Genomic DNA, 15,766 nt, shown 5'->3' with positions numbered 1-15,766 from the left:
TCTTTTTCAGCATTCCCATAATTTTTTTAATACTATACATACATCTCATCGCTGCTTGAGATAACATTATGATTGATAAAATCCACTCACATACACCTAGTCTCTTCTTCATGTAACGAACGTTCTTTATGCCATACATAATATAAATAGTTTCTTAACTTTCCCTTAAAAAAAAGACGACCTTGTAAAAACAAGATCGTCTTCTTACTTATATTTTTTGATTTTTAGGAAAAATCACTTCAAAACAAGTGCCATTTCCCCATCTGCTCTCTACTGATATTTTTCCATAATGCTTTTCTACAATCCAATTTGCGATTGAAAGACCTAATCCAGCTCCTTCTGACGTACTTCTTGCTTTATCCCCTTGATAAAAACGATCAAATAATTTCGGAATATCTTCTTCTTTCACTCCTATCCCGTCATCCTTCACCTGTATACGAATTGAACTACTCGTTTGCGTACAATCTATTTGAATATGCCCACCTTCGTTTGTATACTTCATCGCATTATCTAACAGTATGACCATCATTTGATGAATCCGCTCTCTATCCCCCATAAAAGATACACCACGTTCTACTTTTAGTATCATTTCTTTTTCCTGATAAGAAGCAATCTCTTTATATGGAGCTACTATTTCTTCTAACAATTTATCAAGTTCAAATGTTTTCTTATCCATCTCAATTTGATTAGAATCAGAACGTGCTAGCAATAATAAATTACTAACGAGTTTCGATAACCGCCTACATTCTTTTGAAATTGTAGAAATATCCATCGCTTTTTCTTCTATCGTAGCGGATGGTGATTGGAATAACACATCCGTTTTTGATTGAATAACTGCAAGCGGTGTCCTTAGTTCATGTGATGCATCAGAAACGAATTGCTGCTGTTTCTCCCATGAATTTTGAATAGGTACAAGTGCTCTGCCAGCTAGGAAAAAGCCGATACCTATCGCACAGAGGCTTCCTATGCTACAACCTATAACGAGGATTAAAAATAAAGTATTTAACATTCTTTCTTCCGCTGTTATATCTCGCACGATTTGAACTATTTCTCCATCTTTTTGAAGCGAAAATGCTCTAAAATATCGTCCTTGTACTTCAATATCTTGTAACTCCCCTAATTTTTTTGGAGAAAACTTTTCCAAATTCTCTTCAAAAATAGAACGGAATTTACGGTTATCGCCCTCTATTTTCACTATTTTCCCATTCCAAGTTATTCTAGTTACTCGCGGATCTCCAATCTGGATATTCTCTATGCGTTTTCTTGGTGGTATTTTAACATCTAATTTTTCTCTATACTGAGCCATCATTTTTATAGATTGATCCACTTCATTATAAATACGCTTATATGTGTATGAATAAATAATACTGCCTAATATACCTATTAATAGGATAAATACTAATGAATTCACTATAGTCAAACGAATGCGTGTCTTTTGAAACATACTTCCTTTTTTCATTGTTCTTTTAATATATATCCAATACCTCGAACGGTTTGAATATCTTTCTGATAACCGAATGGCTCTAATTTTTTACGTAAATGATGCACATACACTTCTACAATTGCTACTGTCGTATCTGAATCAAATCCCCAAACACGATCAAAAATTTGTTCACGCATTAAAATCTTCCCGCTATTTTGAATGAGATACTCTAGTAGCTCATATTGTTTCAATGTCAACTTAATACCTTGTCCATCTACTTGAACGTCTTTATCTTTTCCGAACAATTCAATCCCTTTATAGCGAATCGTTTGCTGCGTTGTTAAACTACCACTTCTGCGTAGTAAAGCGCGAATTCTCGCTTTTAATTCAGGGGCCTGAAATGGCTTAACGATATAGTCATCTCCACCAAAGTCCAATCCCTTCACCCGATCTTCTAAAGAATCTCTCGCTGTCAAAAACAGGACTGGTGTTTCAATCTTTTCATCACGTATTTTTTGAATCACTTCAAATCCGTCCATCCCTGGCATCATCACATCCAACAAAATTGCATCATATATATTTTGAAGCGCTAAAAACAATCCATCTTCTCCATTTATTGCCGTATCTACTTCAAATTCATCACGCAAAATTTGTACGATAGACTCTAATAACGAAGTATTATCTTCTACTACAAGTAAGCGCATGCTCTCACCTTCCATCAAATAGTTCAATTCTATTTATTATTACATTTCTTCTCTTCATAACAAAAGAATGTAGTTATATTACGTAATTTCATTTTCAACTATTTCCTTCTAAAATTTTGAAATTTTATTATAAAAACTTTGTCTTAAATTTACCTTAATAAAAAATTGAAAGAAATAAGATTCCTCTTATCTCTTTCAATTTTTTATTACATATACCTTTTTACTTGGCAACTCCAAACAATTTAGCTGACCACCATACACAGCCCCGCCATCAATTCCAATAATACGATTACTACCAAAATACACTCCGCAATCCTCACTACTATGAAGCGTTTTTGTTTCCGTATGCCCAAATACAACAACCTTTTCACCGCTATATCCATTATGAAATTCATTACGGATCCACATTAACGTATATGGTTCAGATTCAGAAACTCGTTTCATCGGCTCAACCCCAGCATGTACAAATATATACTCTTCTGTTTCAATGTAATGATCTAATTCTTGAATAAACTTTATATGTTCCTCTAATACAGAAGATTGTAAAATCGGTTTTTGGAAGTCTTTCTCATTAACCACAATATCTTCTTCTAGAAATCCATAACTATATAATGTCTTATCTCCACCATTTCTTTTTACCCAATGGTTCCATGAACGTTCCTCATTTGTCGTTAACGCCTTAATCATCATATCTTCATGATTTCCTTTTAAAATGAGAGCTCCCTCTTCTTTCAATTCTTTTACCTTTTCAATTACAGCACGCGCATTTGGACCACGATCTACATAATCTCCCAGTAAGATTAATTGATCCTGTTTCGCATCATATTGAGCTTCTTTCAACAACTGTTCGAACTTTTCTATTTCTCCATGAATATCACTAATAACAAGAATTCTTTTCATATTATCCCCCCTCTTTCTAATTATAGTTCAAAACAACGGAAAATTCCGAATCTTAACCTTGAATTAAATTTATCTCGCATTAACGGGCAGTAAGACCCCCACCTCAAAATTCAGCAGAAGCAAAGAAGTTAGGTGGGGGTAGGGCTGCCCGTAAAAGCCCGATTGGTGAGGGCTAATAATCATTGGGGGATGAAGAAAAGCCCCATTGATTAAAGTTTCACTTTATTACAAACTAAACTATTATCCTTACAACAATGTAAGTCTCTTGTCATCCAATTCGATAGTTGTAATTACTGTATCTCCTTATACTGAGAGTAAGAAATGAAACAAAAAACAAGGAGAGATGAGAGATGAAAAAAGTAATGGAAGTTGTAGTAGCGATAGTAGAGGTTTTCGTAAATGGTAAACAAGTCGCAATGGAGTTGAATAAATAATGAAAAGGACAACATTCACTCTAGACCCTTTACTCATATAAAAGAGATAAGACTTCATCATTTCTTTGATCCCTTATCTCCCTATAAAGAAAGCCGTATCCCTTTTAAGGATACGGCTTTCTCTTATTTTTGACTCGTACGAGCTGAAATGCTAATTGCTCTATCTGTTGCTTTGGCAGCTTCATCTAACGCCTCTTTACTATTCTTTCCGTCATACATTGCTTCCAATGCTTTTACAACTGCATCTCGTGATTCTGGGAATACACTAATTAAAGCACCTTGTGTTGCTGGAGATTGCTTCGTCGCTTGCAGTTGATCTACTGTTACTTTCAACTGTGGATATTTTTCATATTGCTCTTTTACTAACGGCTCATTATATGCATCTGGATTAATTGAGAAATAGCCTGTTGCCGTATGCCATTTCGCTTGTACGTCTGGCTTCGTTAAATATTTCATAAAGTCCCAAGCACCTTGTTGCGTTTCTTCTGAAACCATATTCGTCATCCATAATGATGCGCCTCCAATGACAACACCATTTTGTTTCGAATCCTCTGGATATGGAATATATGAAACACCTACATTAAACTTAGATGCATCAATTAAATCACGAACACCTGCTGAAGAATCTAAATACATAGCAACTTGTCCAGACTGGAACGCAGCACGAATATCATCCCAACTTGCTCCATACTTTCCAAGTGCGCCAGCTTTATTTAAATCATCTAACATTCCAAATACTTTCTGTCCTTCTTTACCGTTAAATACCGCCTTCTTTGCAGCATCTTTACGGCCGTTTTCGTTATTTACATATAAAGCACCTTGTGTCGCTAACAACTCTTCAAAGAACCAACCATAGTTAAGCATGGAGAATCCATATTGTTTTACATTTCCGCCTTCTTTAATCGTTAACTTTTTCGCTGCTTCTTGTAATTCCGCATATGTTTTTGGAGCTTTCTCTGGATCTAAGCCCGCCTTTGCGAAAGCATCTTTATTATAAATTAATACTGGTGTAGATGAATTAAATGGCATAGAATACATTTTTCCATCAACTGAATAATAATTTGTAATTGCTTTTTCTAATTTTGACGTATCGTACTTATCTTTTTTTATCCAGCTATCAATTGGTGTGATTTTTTTGCTATCAATCATATATTTCGTTGTAATTTCACTCGATTGAACAAGAGCTGGCGCTTCTTTCGTTGCAGACATCGTTCTAAATTTCGTTAAAGACTCTTCATATGTCCCTTGGAACTCTGCCTTTATCTCGTATTTATTTTGCGACTTATTATAGTCTGCAACAAGACCCTCTAGTACTCCTTGTGTTTTTCCACCCATCGCATGCCAGAAGCGAATTACTGTTTTATCACCATTTTTTTCAACTGGTGCTACTTTTGCCTGTGCTTCAGGTTTTCCCTCTGTTTTACTATTTGAACAAGCGACACTAGATAATGCCATTGTTGCTACCATTAATAGAGCAGCACCTTTTTTTACTAGATTCATTTAAATCTCACCTTCTCTTAATTATTTAATTGCACCTTTTGTTAATCCTTGTTGTAATTGCTTTTGCCCTAAAAATAGTAAAATCAATGTTGGAATAACGATAACCGTAACACCGGCCATTACGCTTCCCCAATCAGTTGCAACTTCTTGAGACTGAAGCTGCTTCACACCGATTTGCACTGTTCTTACTTTTTCATCAGTGGTCACTAAAAGTGGCCATAAATACATATTCCATGTTGTTAAAAAGCTATATACTCCAAGCGTAATAAAACTCGTTTTACAATACGGAATTACAACGCTGAATAAAAACCTTACATTTCCAATCCCTTCAATAAACGCAGCTTCTTTTAGTTCATTCGGAAGTGTCATAAAATGTTGACGTAACAAGAAAATACCGAAAGCTGTTGCAAAAAACGGCACTGTCATCCCGGCGAAACTATTGATCCAGCCAAAGTTTTGAATCGTTAAAAAGTTAGGCACCATCGTTGCTTCCCACGGAATCAGCATCGTTGAAATAAACAGGAAGAAAATTAAGTTTCTCCCTTTAAACTGAAGAAAAACAAAAGCATAAGCTGCTAAACTTGATACGATAAGTTGTCCAATCATAACGACTGTCGATACAATTAAACTGTTATATAAGTATGTAAAAAGTGGTACTTTTTGAAAAATATTAATGAAATTATCAAAAGTAAACTGGGTCGGAAATAACCTTCTCATTTGAATATCGTCTGGTGTCATAAAACTTATTAAAAATGCATACAGTACAGGAAAAAATACCATTACTGCACTAATAATGAGCAGCATGTATAATAGGAAATTTTGTTTCCACTGTTTAACAATCATTTATAATGCACCTTTCTCTCAGCAAACTTAAATTGAAGTAATGTAGCAACGAAAATGAAAACAAATAATACCATCACTTGTGCACTTGCTGTTCCAAATTGATGATTCACAAACGCCTCTTTGTAAATCGAGTACACAATCAAATTCGTTGCATCATTCGGTCCACCGTGCGTTAAAATATCAATTTGTCCAAAACTTTGGAACGCACTAATTAACGTTACGGTTACAATAAAGAATAAAGTTGGCGATAGCATCGGTAATGTAACACGGCGAAGCTTATATAAATAACTAGCACCATCTATAGATGCACTCTCATATAAAGACGTATCGATATTTTGTAAACCACCTAATATAACTAAAAATGCAAACCCTGTATTCACCCAAACTGTTGTAACTGATACAGAGAATAGTGCCCAGTCCGGACTCGTTAACCATGCGATTGCAGGAAGATTCATAGCGGCTAATATATTATTAAATAATCCTACACTTGGATGAAATAAAAATAGCCAAATCACTGCACTAGCAGCTACTGATATTCCCATCGTCGAAGAAAACAGAACTCGGAATAACCCAATACCTCTTACCTTTCCATTTGCAATCAATGCAAGAAACAAAGCAAATATAATACTCGTAGGCACTGTATATAAAACAAATAGTAAAGTTGATTTTATACTTTTGTAGAAGGCTGGATCAGAGAATAAATATTGATAATTTTCTAAGCCAACGAAAAGATTAGCTTCTCCATGTATATCGGTTAAATAAAAACTATAGTAAATCGTCCTAAACAATGGATAGAACAGAAAAATCGAAAATAGCAAAATAGATGGCGCCAAAAACAATAATCCTATTCTTAAATCTTTCGTTCTCCCCCATAATTTTTTCTTTTTTGACACCTTTGTTTGAACTGGTAACTTACTTACTTCGATCATTATTTCGCCACCACTTTCAACTCTTCTTCAGCTACCACTTTTAAGCGTTCATTCGTGTTTTCGTTAAAGAAGCATAACTTTTCTTGCGAGAATAATAATTTTACTTTGTCACCTTTGTTCAAGAGTAACTGTCCGATGACTTTCGCACTCCAAATTGTTCCATTTACCGCAAAGTTTAATATAGATTCATTCCCTAATACTTCTACAGATTGCAGCGTCACTTCTTGTCCTTCCTCAGACAGTGCAATATGCTCAGGACGCATGCCTATACGAATTATTCCTTCTGGTAATTGCTTTAACTGTCCAATAGATAATGGAATTTGCAATTTCCCTATATGTAATACACCTTTTTCTTTATCCACTTCTCCATCATTTATATTCATAGAAGGAGAACCTATAAAGCTTGCAACAAATTCGTTTGCTGGTTCGTTATATATGTCAAGTGGTGTTCCAACTTGCTGTATACTTCCTTTATTTAAAACCATAATACGATCTCCCATAGTCATCGCTTCTATTTGATCGTGGGTAACGTAAATCATCGTAATTCCTAATCGCTGCTGAATTTCTCTAATTTCAATTCTCATTTGCGCACGTAATTTCGCATCTAAATTCGAAAGTGGTTCATCCATTAAACAGATTGGTGCTTGACTCACGATCGCCCTAGCAAGCGCAACACGCTGTCTTTGTCCGCCTGATAATTGGCCTGGTTTCATTTTCACATACTCTTTCAGTCCTACCATTTCAATAGCTTCCATTAATCGCTTTTGTCGCTCTTCTTTTTGTACTTTTCTTACCTTAAGTCCAAATAAAATATTTTCTTCTACAGATAAGTGTGGATATAATGCATAATTTTGAAATACCATTGATAGATTACGGTCTTTCGGCTCTAGATCATTTGCAACACGTTCATTAATAATTAAATCTCCCGAAGAAATCTCTTCTAAGCCAGCGATCATTCGTAATAATGTGCTTTTCCCGCATCCCGAAGGTCCAACTAAAACAAAAAATTCGCCCTTCTTAATATGAACCGATACGCCTTTAACCGCTGTCTCTTCTGCATTTTTATATACCTTTGAAACATTTTTCAATTCAATCACAAGGTTGCACTCCTTTTTTCTTCATGTATCCATACTTCATAATGACTTGTTGAAATCGCACTTGCTCCTGCACGAATTGCAATTTCCGCATCTTCTCGCGTTTGAATCAGCCCGCCTGCAATAATAGGAAACTCTATTTCCTCTGCTAGCTGTTTAATTATAGAAGGCATAATCCCCGGCATAATCTCTACTGCATTTGGTTTAGTCGTTTTACAATTTTCAATTGATTTAGTAAGGGATAAAGTATCTACAATAAAAATACGTTGAATTGTTTTCAATCCAATTTTATTAGCATTTCGAATTGTCGAACCCTTTGTTGAAATAATACCTTGTGCCCCGATAACATCTTCAATATACAAAAGTGCTTCCTCTGTATTCGTATTTAAGCCTTGTATAAAATCACAATGAAGAAATACATCATGTCCATGTTTCTGCAATTCATATACACGCTCTGGTAATTCCAGCATTGAACCAGTCATAAGAAAAACTGTTTTCGGCAATTTTTTGTATGCTTTGTATCCTTTCCAATCCTTTATCATCGCAATATAAGATTCTTTAAACATTCATTCCACCTAACTGTTCTATTTTTATCCAAACTAAAAACACCTACTTACATAGAACGCCTTTCTCCTTATTTGAACTCTAGAGAATAGAGCACACCTAAGAAAGTGGCACATTATATGTAAGTGGGTGTTCTCAAATGTTCTCTACCCTAGTTATTTTGTTACCTTTACTATATTACGCATTTATTAAGTCAGTTTTGATAGATTGTTAATTAGATGTTAACCGAATGTTAATATTCACCATATCACTATTTAAATTAATCTAGATATTAAAATATAAACAAATAGAACGAAACAATACTTAAAATTCAATCAATATGTAAATTCATTCCATAGTTAATTAGTTTTAGTTTTCTCGCAACTGCTTGTGAAGCATAATTATCCCAAGAAGTACTATAAAGTGGAATGCGTTTTTCTTCTTGTAATGATATCGCCCAGGCTGTAACAACATCAGTACCATATCCGTTCCCTTGAAACTCCGCTAAAGTTTCCACACTTGCCTCAGCAGCTACGGGCGTACTTCTGGCACTGCAACAAACAGAAACTACCTTTTCATTTTTTACAATTGCAAAATAAGGTTTCCTCCATTCCATCTGTTCTATTAGATTAGGAAAATTTTCTCGCAAAAGCTCTCTATTCTTCTCAGTTATTTGTATTGTTCTAGTCGGCTTATGTAAATTACTATGAAACATGAAAGCAGGACCCATCCAAATATTTTTCACTGTTCTTTCTTCATTTAATACATTAATAATCTTTGCTATCTCTATATGCTTTGAAGGTTCTTGAATTAACTTCTCAATCTTACTTACCGTTTCATCATCCACATTACAATGATATCTCGTTATACTCCCTTCACGAGTTCTGCCAAGAAAAAAACGTGGTGCTTTCGGATTTCCTTGTTCATTTACATATTTCATTTTTCCGACTTGATTATGAACAAACAAAACCTCTACCTGAATTACTATTAAATCAAGTTCTGAGAGCCTCATTTTTATCCTCCTTATTTACTCCATATACCATCCATTCATAATCTATTTTTCATGTTCAAAACAAAAATCCCATTCAAATACACATTACTGAATCCATCATACTAACTGATTTCTTCATTCTGTCTATCTAAATGGGATTATTTTTCGTTTTTTACTCTACTGGTTGTTGTGGCTGTACTACTTCATTTGCTCCAGCTACCCTCAACATATTTACAATATCTTTAAAACCTCTTTTTTCAGCGTATTGCAGTGGCGTCAGATGTTCCTTGTTAGCCATATTTACATCTGCACCGTGATCAATAAGCAATTGAATTACTTTCTTATGGTTTTCACTACCATTTCCTAATACAATTGCTTCTAATAGCGCTGTTCCACCACGTTCATTTTTATAATTCACATCAATATCTGTATGCTCTAATAATTCTTTAACAACCTCTACATGGCCACGCTCAGATGCAGAAATAAGTGCTGTTCCACCTGACTTAGTCGTTTCTTTCGTATTAACTCCTGCATTAATTAATACTTTTACAATATCCGTATATCCTTCTCTACTTGCATAAAGAAGTGGATTACTTTTTTTCTCATCTTTAATTTCAATATTAGCACCTGCACCAATTAATGCTTTAACTGTCTCTACATGATTTTGGTACGTCGCTGCAAGGACAGGCGTTTCTCCGTTGTCACCTTCTACGTTTATATTCGCTCCATCCTGAATCAACTTCATAGCTGTCTCTGTGTCTCCAAGAGTAGCTGAAAGTAACAACTGTTTGTCCATTAAATTTATACTTTTCTCTTCTTTAGATTCTTCCTGTTCTTTATGCTTCTCTTTTTTCTTTTCATTTTTCACATGAACCGGTTTCGATTCTGGTTCTTCTTGCTTATCGCAAGCCACTACCGTCATTAAAAGTCCTAATAAAATACATAATAAAATTTTTTGTTTTCTCACAACTACAGCTCCTATGAAAGATAATGTTTTCTTAACCATTCCTCCATCACATACAATAACTCTTCTTGAGTACATTTATCCATAAGCCCTTTAGATTCCTTCTTTAATCAGATTATCTTAAGCTTATACTATGTTTCTCAACCTATTGAAATGATACGCCTGATGGCCCCATCATTAACATTATGAAGCAATTAGTTTAGCACGTTTTTACCGCATTTGTATACATTTCTAAAAAGTACATAAAGTGAAACTTTAATTAGTGGGGGTTTTGTTCATCCACCACTAATTATTAGCCCACACCAATCGGGCTTTTACGGGCAGTTGATCTCCACCTAAATTCTTTGCTTTCACTAAATTTTGAGGTGGGGATCTTACTGCCCGTTAATGCGGGATAAATGATTGCTTTAGGTTACTATATTCCATTGTAACCGTTCTTCTAAAAATTTTACACCTTTTCTATATTTGCACCTGAGTAATAATAGAAAAAGACAACTATATAGTTGTCTTTTTCTATTATTAATGATGTCCACCATGATTTCCTGCTTTCGGTTTCCCCATCATCTCTTTATTCATTTCCCATTTATGCTCTGCTAACTCTTTATACGAAAGAACTTTGCCCTTATAGTTAGATACAAAGCTCTCTGCATCTTTTTTATTTTTAAATGAAATGACATTATAAGCCATCGGTGTCGTTATTGTTTTATCATATACGTAAGTAGCGTCTTCTAACGAAATCCAATCTTTCGAATCATAATCTCGAACAAATTTCTCTTTCGTCTTTTCATCTGAGTTGATCTCGATCCATTTATACATACAACCGATATCATCAAACTTTAACGCTTTTCCATTTTCTAAAATAATTTCTGTTGCAAATTGATTATCTGTTACCCCAATTTGACAAATATCACATTTATCATGTTTCTCATCAATGGCAACAGCTGCTGTTTCCTTTTTCCCACACCCGACTACTGTAAATATGAAACATAAACATATAGCAAGTACAACATATTTTACTTTCATCAATATTCCTCCCTAGAAACCGTATACTTCACGAAAAGAATACCAAAAGGTTGTGTGAGATTTGTGAAAAAACAATGTGCTTTTTGTAATATAGGAAACAAAAAAAGATGTGTAGTTATTTCTACACATCTCTCATCACTCGCAGCCTGTAATTAACAAATCATCTTCTAACTTAACTAATAATGTATCCGCACTAATTTCCTGTCCAACTTCTACATTTACCAATCTTATATTTCCACTAATCCCGACTGCAATTTTTTTTAGCTCACCGTCATTTTTTCGGATCATCAGTAATTTTTCCCATTCATATACGTAAGAAGATTCATTAATAAAAATCTCCTCTACTTTTCCTTCATAAGAGCTATAAATCTCTTCAATTCTCGTTTTCATATAACATCTACTCCCTATTTCACACTTCACTATTTTCATCTTATTCTACCATTCTTACGAGGAGCAGCTTACTTTTTAAAAATTCAAATTAACTACCGTGAACAAAATGAACAAAATAAAAATTATGCTTCTAATGATGTTATTTTTCAAATTATTTACCATTTGAATAGATGCTTTTATTATAAATAAAAAACCTTTTTCTGAATTTTTATTCTATTTTGAAAGCGCAATCATTCTTTTGAGGGGGAAATTACATGTTAGCACTACTTGGATTTGCGATGGTATTTGTCTTTATGTTTTTAATTATGACGAAACGTATGTCAGCGCTAGTAGCATTAATATTAATTCCGAGTGTTTTTGCATTAATTGGCGGATTCTATGCCAATATGGGGCCTATGATGTTAGAGGGAATTCAAAAATTAGCACCTACTGGTATTATGCTTATGTTCGCTATTTTATATTTTGGGATTATGATTGATAGCGGTTTATTCGATCCTGTCATTAGTAAGATTTTAAAATTTGTAAAAGGAGATCCTTTAAAAATCGTTGTCGGAACGGCTATATTGACTATTATCGTTTCTCTAGATGGTGACGGTACAACAACATACATGATTACAGTTTCCGCAATGTATCCACTATATAAGCGCCTTGGAATGAACCCCCTCATATTAGCTGGAGTTGTTATGTTAGGGGCGGGGGTAACAAATCTTACACCTTGGGGTGGACCCACAGCTCGTGTTATGAGCGCACTTGGGCTTGATGCTTCCGAATTATTTACACCTCTTATTCCAGGAATGATTACTGGTGCAATTTGGGTTGTTTTCGTTGCCTACTATCTTGGAAAAAAAGAAAGAAAACGTTTAGGAATTATGGATGTACAGTATTTAAAACAAATGCAAACAATGGATGAGCAAGCTGCAACTGTCGAAGCCGCAGTACATAAACGTCCTAAACTTCTATGGATTAACTTTTTATTAACCGCTACATTACTTGTCTGTCTCATACTAGAAGTTATGCCGTTACCTGTTTTATTTACAGTCGCTTTTGCTATTGCTGTTATGATTAACTATCCAAACTTAGAACAACAGAAAGAACGTATTGCTTCTCATGCAGGGAATGTATTAGCAGTTGTTTCTCTCGTATTTGCTGCCGGTATTTTCACTGGTATTTTATCCGGAACAAAAATGGTAGATGCGATGGCTAACAGTGTAGTAACTCTTATACCAGATGTACTTGGACCACAATTGCCAATTATTACAGCTCTTCTTAGTATGCCATTCACATTTTTCATGTCTAATGATGCATTTTACTTCGGGGTATTACCTATTTTGACGAAAGCTGCTGCTACTTACGGAATTAGTGCAGCTGAAATGGGACGCGCTTCCTTACTTGGGCAACCCGTTCACTTATTAAGTCCTCTTGTCGCTTCCACTTATTTATTGGTCGGAATGGCCAAAGTTGATTTCGGTGAACATCAACGCTTCACTTTATTGTGGGCCGTTGGAACGACAATGGTTATGTTAATTACCGGAATTGTAATTGGGATTATTCCAATATAAGATGCAAAAAAACAGTAGAAGAAATAAAATCCTCTACTGTTTTTTATTATGAAGAAGCAAGAAAATAACGTCTCTCCGGTCTCCCAACACTTCCATATATTAGCTCTGCGTGGACTTTCTTCCCAGATATCAAATACTCTAAATAGCGCCTTGCCGTTGATCGGCTTACTCCAATCATTGAGCTTAACATTTCTGCTGTAATCCCTTCTTCATTAACTGTTAACATATGCTTTTTTACTTTCGCTAAAGTATAAGGATCTATCCCTTTCGGGGCATATTCTATTTGATCTCCCTTCACACCTCTTTGAGACCATAAATATTCAATTTGTTCCGTAGATAATTGATTGTTCTTCTTTAACTGTATAATCTTTTTTTGATAGCCTTCTAGACTTGCTTTAAATCGATCAAACATTAGTGGCTTTACGATATAATCTGTTACTCCGCCCCGCAGGGCGTGCCTCACTACATCTGTTTCCGATGCCGCTGTAATCATAATGATATCTGTATCGTGCAAATGATTCCTAATATATGTGACAAGTTCCGTTCCCTGCATATCAGGTAAGTACACATCTAATAACACGAGCTGTGGCTTCACAAGCTCTAGCCATTCTTTCGCTTGTTCTCCAGTCGTTGCCGTTCCAATTACTTTAAATCCCTCAATTTTTTCAGTAAAACGACGATGAATGTCAGCAATCCGAATATCATCTTCTACAATTAATACTTCAATCTCCTCACCCATTACTATTCGCCTCTCTCTTTCGGTAGTGCAATAATAAATAACGCACCACCTAAATCCCCTTTTTCAATTGCAATACTTCCATTTAAATCTTCTACTAACTCTTTCACTTTTGCTAATCCATATCCTCGCTCTCCTCCTTCTTTCGTCGAAAAGCCTTTATAGAATATGCTAGTAATTATTTCATCATGAATCCCTTGCCCTGAATCTTCCACTTCAATTAATATTTCTTCTCCAATATCAGTTACAAACATCCTTACTTTCCTATCATTCTCTTCATTTTTTTCAATTGCTTCAAATGCATTCGTAATTAAATTCCCTAAAATAGAAACGACATAATTACTCTCAATATGTGGACTTAATTTGTCTAAACCACTTTCTCTATCTAGCATAAAATCAATCTTCAACTCTCGTGCTCTATTATAAAATCCAATTAAAATTCCACCTAGCCATGGATTTTGAATCCGCTTCATAATAAATTGAACAAAATCTTGATATACCGCTGTTTCCTTATGAATAAGCTCTAAAGCATCTTCATATGATTCTAATTGGATAAGACCCGAAAGCGTATACAATAAATTATTATATTCATGCGTTTGCGCCCGCAATGCCTCTGTATATTGCTTCGTCTGGGACAATTCTGCTGTTAACTGATCCATTTCAGATTTCAAACGTAAGCTCGATACAACGCCAGTTACTTTATTCTTTACTTTAATAGGTAGACGGTTCGCAATAACAGCCTGTCCTTTTATATTTAATTGGCGGTCAAACTGTTCTTCACCAGTTTGAAATACATCTAGTATCGTTGAATTAGGAATTACATTTAAAATAAATTCCCCAATAATATTTTGTTGTTTATTTAGCGAAAGAATATCATAAGCTGCTTGATTGACTAAACTAATCATGCCATTTTTATCGATTACAATAATCCCTTCACGTACAGATTGAATCACTGTACTATGCTCTTCATATAAAGATGAAATTTCTTCTGGCTCCATCCCGAACATCATTCTTTTTATACTTCCCGCTAAATATATAGAGCCGATTACCCCAATTAAAAGACCTATTACTGTAATCCAAAATACACGCTTTCCATACACTTCTACTGCTCCATGAATATCAGCCATTGAAAACCCAACAGACACCACACCGATAATTTCATTTTCCTGGTTACGGATTGGGACTTTCCCACGCAATGAAGGGCCTAACGATCCATTAGCTTTCGAAACATAAGATTTCCCTTCTAATAAAACGCCTTTATTATCTCCGCCAACCATTTTTTCTCCTATTTTATCTCGCTCAGGATGCGCATAACGAATCCCCTCTTTGTTTCCAACTACAATAAAGTCAGCTTCTGTATCAATTCGAATTTTTTCTGCGATTGGCTGAATAATAGAAGCTGGATTTTCTTTTTGAAAAGCTTCCTGAATTTCTGGTATCGCAGCAACTGTTTTCGCAACATGCAAGGCCCTTTTACCAATTTGCTCTTCTACTGTTTCAGATAATATGTAAAAAAATAAATAACTTGTTAGCAAAAGTACAACAAGAATAAGTGTACTAATAGTTAATGTAATTCTCGGTTGTAGTTTTAATTTTTTCAATGTCAAAACCATTCCCCTAACATAATTAAAGATAGAATTTAAAGAAAATACAGTTTTTTATTATCATAACACGCTTACTATATATTTCTTTCTTTTTTATCTTCATAAAAAAAGAAACGAAGCATAAGCACT

15 protein-coding genes are annotated in these 15,766 nt (G+C 34.7%); 1 reads left to right on the top strand and 14 read right to left on the bottom strand.

The features are described from left to right. Window positions 1-208: 208 nt before the first annotated feature. From ACLBXA_RS22580 to ACLBXA_RS22525, 12 genes are all read right to left on the bottom strand, one after another. A complete protein-coding gene (locus tag ACLBXA_RS22580) occupies window positions 209-1,459 on the bottom strand; it encodes a sensor histidine kinase (protein WP_000715828.1) in 1,251 nt (416 codons plus the stop codon). Next, a complete protein-coding gene (locus ACLBXA_RS22575; RefSeq protein WP_002162940.1) occupies window positions 1,456-2,127 on the bottom strand; it encodes a response regulator transcription factor in 672 nt (223 codons plus the stop codon). Before ACLBXA_RS22575 ends, ACLBXA_RS22580 begins: the two co-directional genes overlap by 4 nt. Before the next feature lie 195 nt (window positions 2,128-2,322). After that, window positions 2,323-3,027: a metallophosphoesterase family protein gene (locus ACLBXA_RS22570; RefSeq protein ID WP_000821983.1), complete on the bottom strand. Its 705-nt coding sequence runs from the start codon at window positions 3,025-3,027 to the stop codon at window positions 2,323-2,325. A 557-nt stretch (window positions 3,028-3,584) separates the two neighbouring features. Further along, window positions 3,585-4,961 carry an ABC transporter substrate-binding protein gene (locus tag ACLBXA_RS22565; RefSeq protein ID WP_001055010.1) on the bottom strand — a complete coding sequence of 459 codons (1,377 nt, stop codon included), beginning with the start codon at window positions 4,959-4,961 and terminating at the stop codon, window positions 3,585-3,587. 21 nt (window positions 4,962-4,982) lie between these two features. Further along, window positions 4,983-5,804, bottom strand: a complete 822-nt coding sequence (locus ACLBXA_RS22560) for a carbohydrate ABC transporter permease (protein ID WP_000635948.1) — start codon at window positions 5,802-5,804, stop codon at window positions 4,983-4,985. Then, a complete protein-coding gene (locus ACLBXA_RS22555) occupies window positions 5,801-6,733 on the bottom strand; it encodes a sugar ABC transporter permease (protein ID WP_327955669.1) in 933 nt (310 codons plus the stop codon). The genes ACLBXA_RS22560 and ACLBXA_RS22555 overlap by 4 nt, the downstream gene beginning before the upstream one ends. After that, window positions 6,733-7,830, bottom strand: coding sequence for an ABC transporter ATP-binding protein (locus tag ACLBXA_RS22550; protein WP_000571381.1), 1,098 nt, complete (start codon window positions 7,828-7,830; stop codon window positions 6,733-6,735). The genes ACLBXA_RS22555 and ACLBXA_RS22550 overlap by 1 nt, the downstream gene beginning before the upstream one ends. Then, entirely contained in the window at window positions 7,827-8,393 is a 567-nt protein-coding gene (locus ACLBXA_RS22545) for a glycerol-3-phosphate responsive antiterminator (protein WP_000472047.1), read from the bottom strand. The genes ACLBXA_RS22550 and ACLBXA_RS22545 overlap by 4 nt, the downstream gene beginning before the upstream one ends. Before the next feature lie 308 nt (window positions 8,394-8,701). Continuing rightward, window positions 8,702-9,382: a GNAT family N-acetyltransferase gene (locus tag ACLBXA_RS22540; protein WP_001239734.1), complete on the bottom strand. Its 681-nt coding sequence runs from the start codon at window positions 9,380-9,382 to the stop codon at window positions 8,702-8,704. A gap of 151 nt (window positions 9,383-9,533) precedes the next feature. Next, on the bottom strand, window positions 9,534-10,403 hold the full coding sequence (locus tag ACLBXA_RS22535) for an ankyrin repeat domain-containing protein (protein ID WP_000287334.1): 870 nt from the start codon (window positions 10,401-10,403) through the stop codon (window positions 9,534-9,536). Between the two features lie 441 nt (window positions 10,404-10,844). Continuing rightward, window positions 10,845-11,348 (bottom strand): nitrous oxide reductase accessory protein NosL, encoded by a 504-nt coding sequence (locus ACLBXA_RS22530; RefSeq protein WP_144514476.1) that lies wholly within the window; start codon window positions 11,346-11,348, stop codon window positions 10,845-10,847. Between the two features lie 135 nt (window positions 11,349-11,483). Then, window positions 11,484-11,738 (bottom strand): hypothetical protein, encoded by a 255-nt coding sequence (locus tag ACLBXA_RS22525; RefSeq protein WP_000857376.1) that lies wholly within the window; start codon window positions 11,736-11,738, stop codon window positions 11,484-11,486. A 254-nt stretch (window positions 11,739-11,992) separates the two neighbouring features. Here ACLBXA_RS22525 and ACLBXA_RS22520 point away from each other — a divergent pair, with 254 nt between their 5' ends. After that, complete coding sequence (locus tag ACLBXA_RS22520; protein ID WP_000880470.1) at window positions 11,993-13,297, top strand: CitMHS family transporter; 1,305 nt, start codon at window positions 11,993-11,995, stop codon at window positions 13,295-13,297. 46 nt (window positions 13,298-13,343) lie between these two features. On the opposite strand, the gene ACLBXA_RS22515 is transcribed toward ACLBXA_RS22520, so the two are convergent. Then, window positions 13,344-14,036: a response regulator gene (locus ACLBXA_RS22515; protein ID WP_000503468.1), complete on the bottom strand. Its 693-nt coding sequence runs from the start codon at window positions 14,034-14,036 to the stop codon at window positions 13,344-13,346. A 2-nt stretch (window positions 14,037-14,038) separates the two neighbouring features. Continuing rightward, the gene (locus ACLBXA_RS22510; protein WP_033669149.1) at window positions 14,039-15,646 is read right to left on the bottom strand and encodes an ATP-binding protein; all 1,608 of its coding nucleotides are present in this window, start codon (window positions 15,644-15,646) and stop codon (window positions 14,039-14,041) included. Window positions 15,647-15,766 lie beyond the last annotated feature (120 nt).

The organism is Bacillus sp. D48C, from assembly GCF_053345735.1.
This window is presented reverse-complemented; position numbering and strand designations above follow the sequence as displayed.

Excerpts from the sequence above, each read along its gene's own strand:
- ACLBXA_RS22580 (WP_000715828.1), bottom strand. The coding sequence starts at position 1,459 with ATGAAAAAAGGAAGTATGTTTCAAAAGACACGCATTCGTTTGACTATA.
- ACLBXA_RS22575 (WP_002162940.1), bottom strand. The coding sequence starts at position 2,127 with ATGCGCTTACTTGTAGTAGAAGATAATACTTCGTTATTAGAGTCTATC.
- ACLBXA_RS22570 (WP_000821983.1), bottom strand. The coding sequence starts at position 3,027 with ATGAAAAGAATTCTTGTTATTAGTGATATTCATGGAGAAATAGAAAAG.
- ACLBXA_RS22565 (WP_001055010.1), bottom strand. The coding sequence starts at position 4,961 with ATGAATCTAGTAAAAAAAGGTGCTGCTCTATTAATGGTAGCAACAATG.
- ACLBXA_RS22560 (WP_000635948.1), bottom strand. The coding sequence starts at position 5,804 with ATGATTGTTAAACAGTGGAAACAAAATTTCCTATTATACATGCTGCTC.
- ACLBXA_RS22555 (WP_327955669.1), bottom strand. The coding sequence starts at position 6,733 with ATGATCGAAGTAAGTAAGTTACCAGTTCAAACAAAGGTGTCAAAAAAG.
- ACLBXA_RS22545 (WP_000472047.1), bottom strand. The coding sequence starts at position 8,393 with ATGTTTAAAGAATCTTATATTGCGATGATAAAGGATTGGAAAGGATAC.
- ACLBXA_RS22540 (WP_001239734.1), bottom strand. The coding sequence starts at position 9,382 with ATGAGGCTCTCAGAACTTGATTTAATAGTAATTCAGGTAGAGGTTTTG.
- ACLBXA_RS22535 (WP_000287334.1), bottom strand. The coding sequence starts at position 10,403 with ATGTACTCAAGAAGAGTTATTGTATGTGATGGAGGAATGGTTAAGAAA.
- ACLBXA_RS22530 (WP_144514476.1), bottom strand. The coding sequence starts at position 11,348 with ATGAAAGTAAAATATGTTGTACTTGCTATATGTTTATGTTTCATATTT.
- ACLBXA_RS22525 (WP_000857376.1), bottom strand. The coding sequence starts at position 11,738 with ATGAAAACGAGAATTGAAGAGATTTATAGCTCTTATGAAGGAAAAGTA.
- ACLBXA_RS22520 (WP_000880470.1), top strand. The coding sequence starts at position 11,993 with ATGTTAGCACTACTTGGATTTGCGATGGTATTTGTCTTTATGTTTTTA.
- ACLBXA_RS22515 (WP_000503468.1), bottom strand. The coding sequence starts at position 14,036 with ATGGGTGAGGAGATTGAAGTATTAATTGTAGAAGATGATATTCGGATT.
- ACLBXA_RS22510 (WP_033669149.1), bottom strand. The coding sequence starts at position 15,646 with ATGGTTTTGACATTGAAAAAATTAAAACTACAACCGAGAATTACATTA.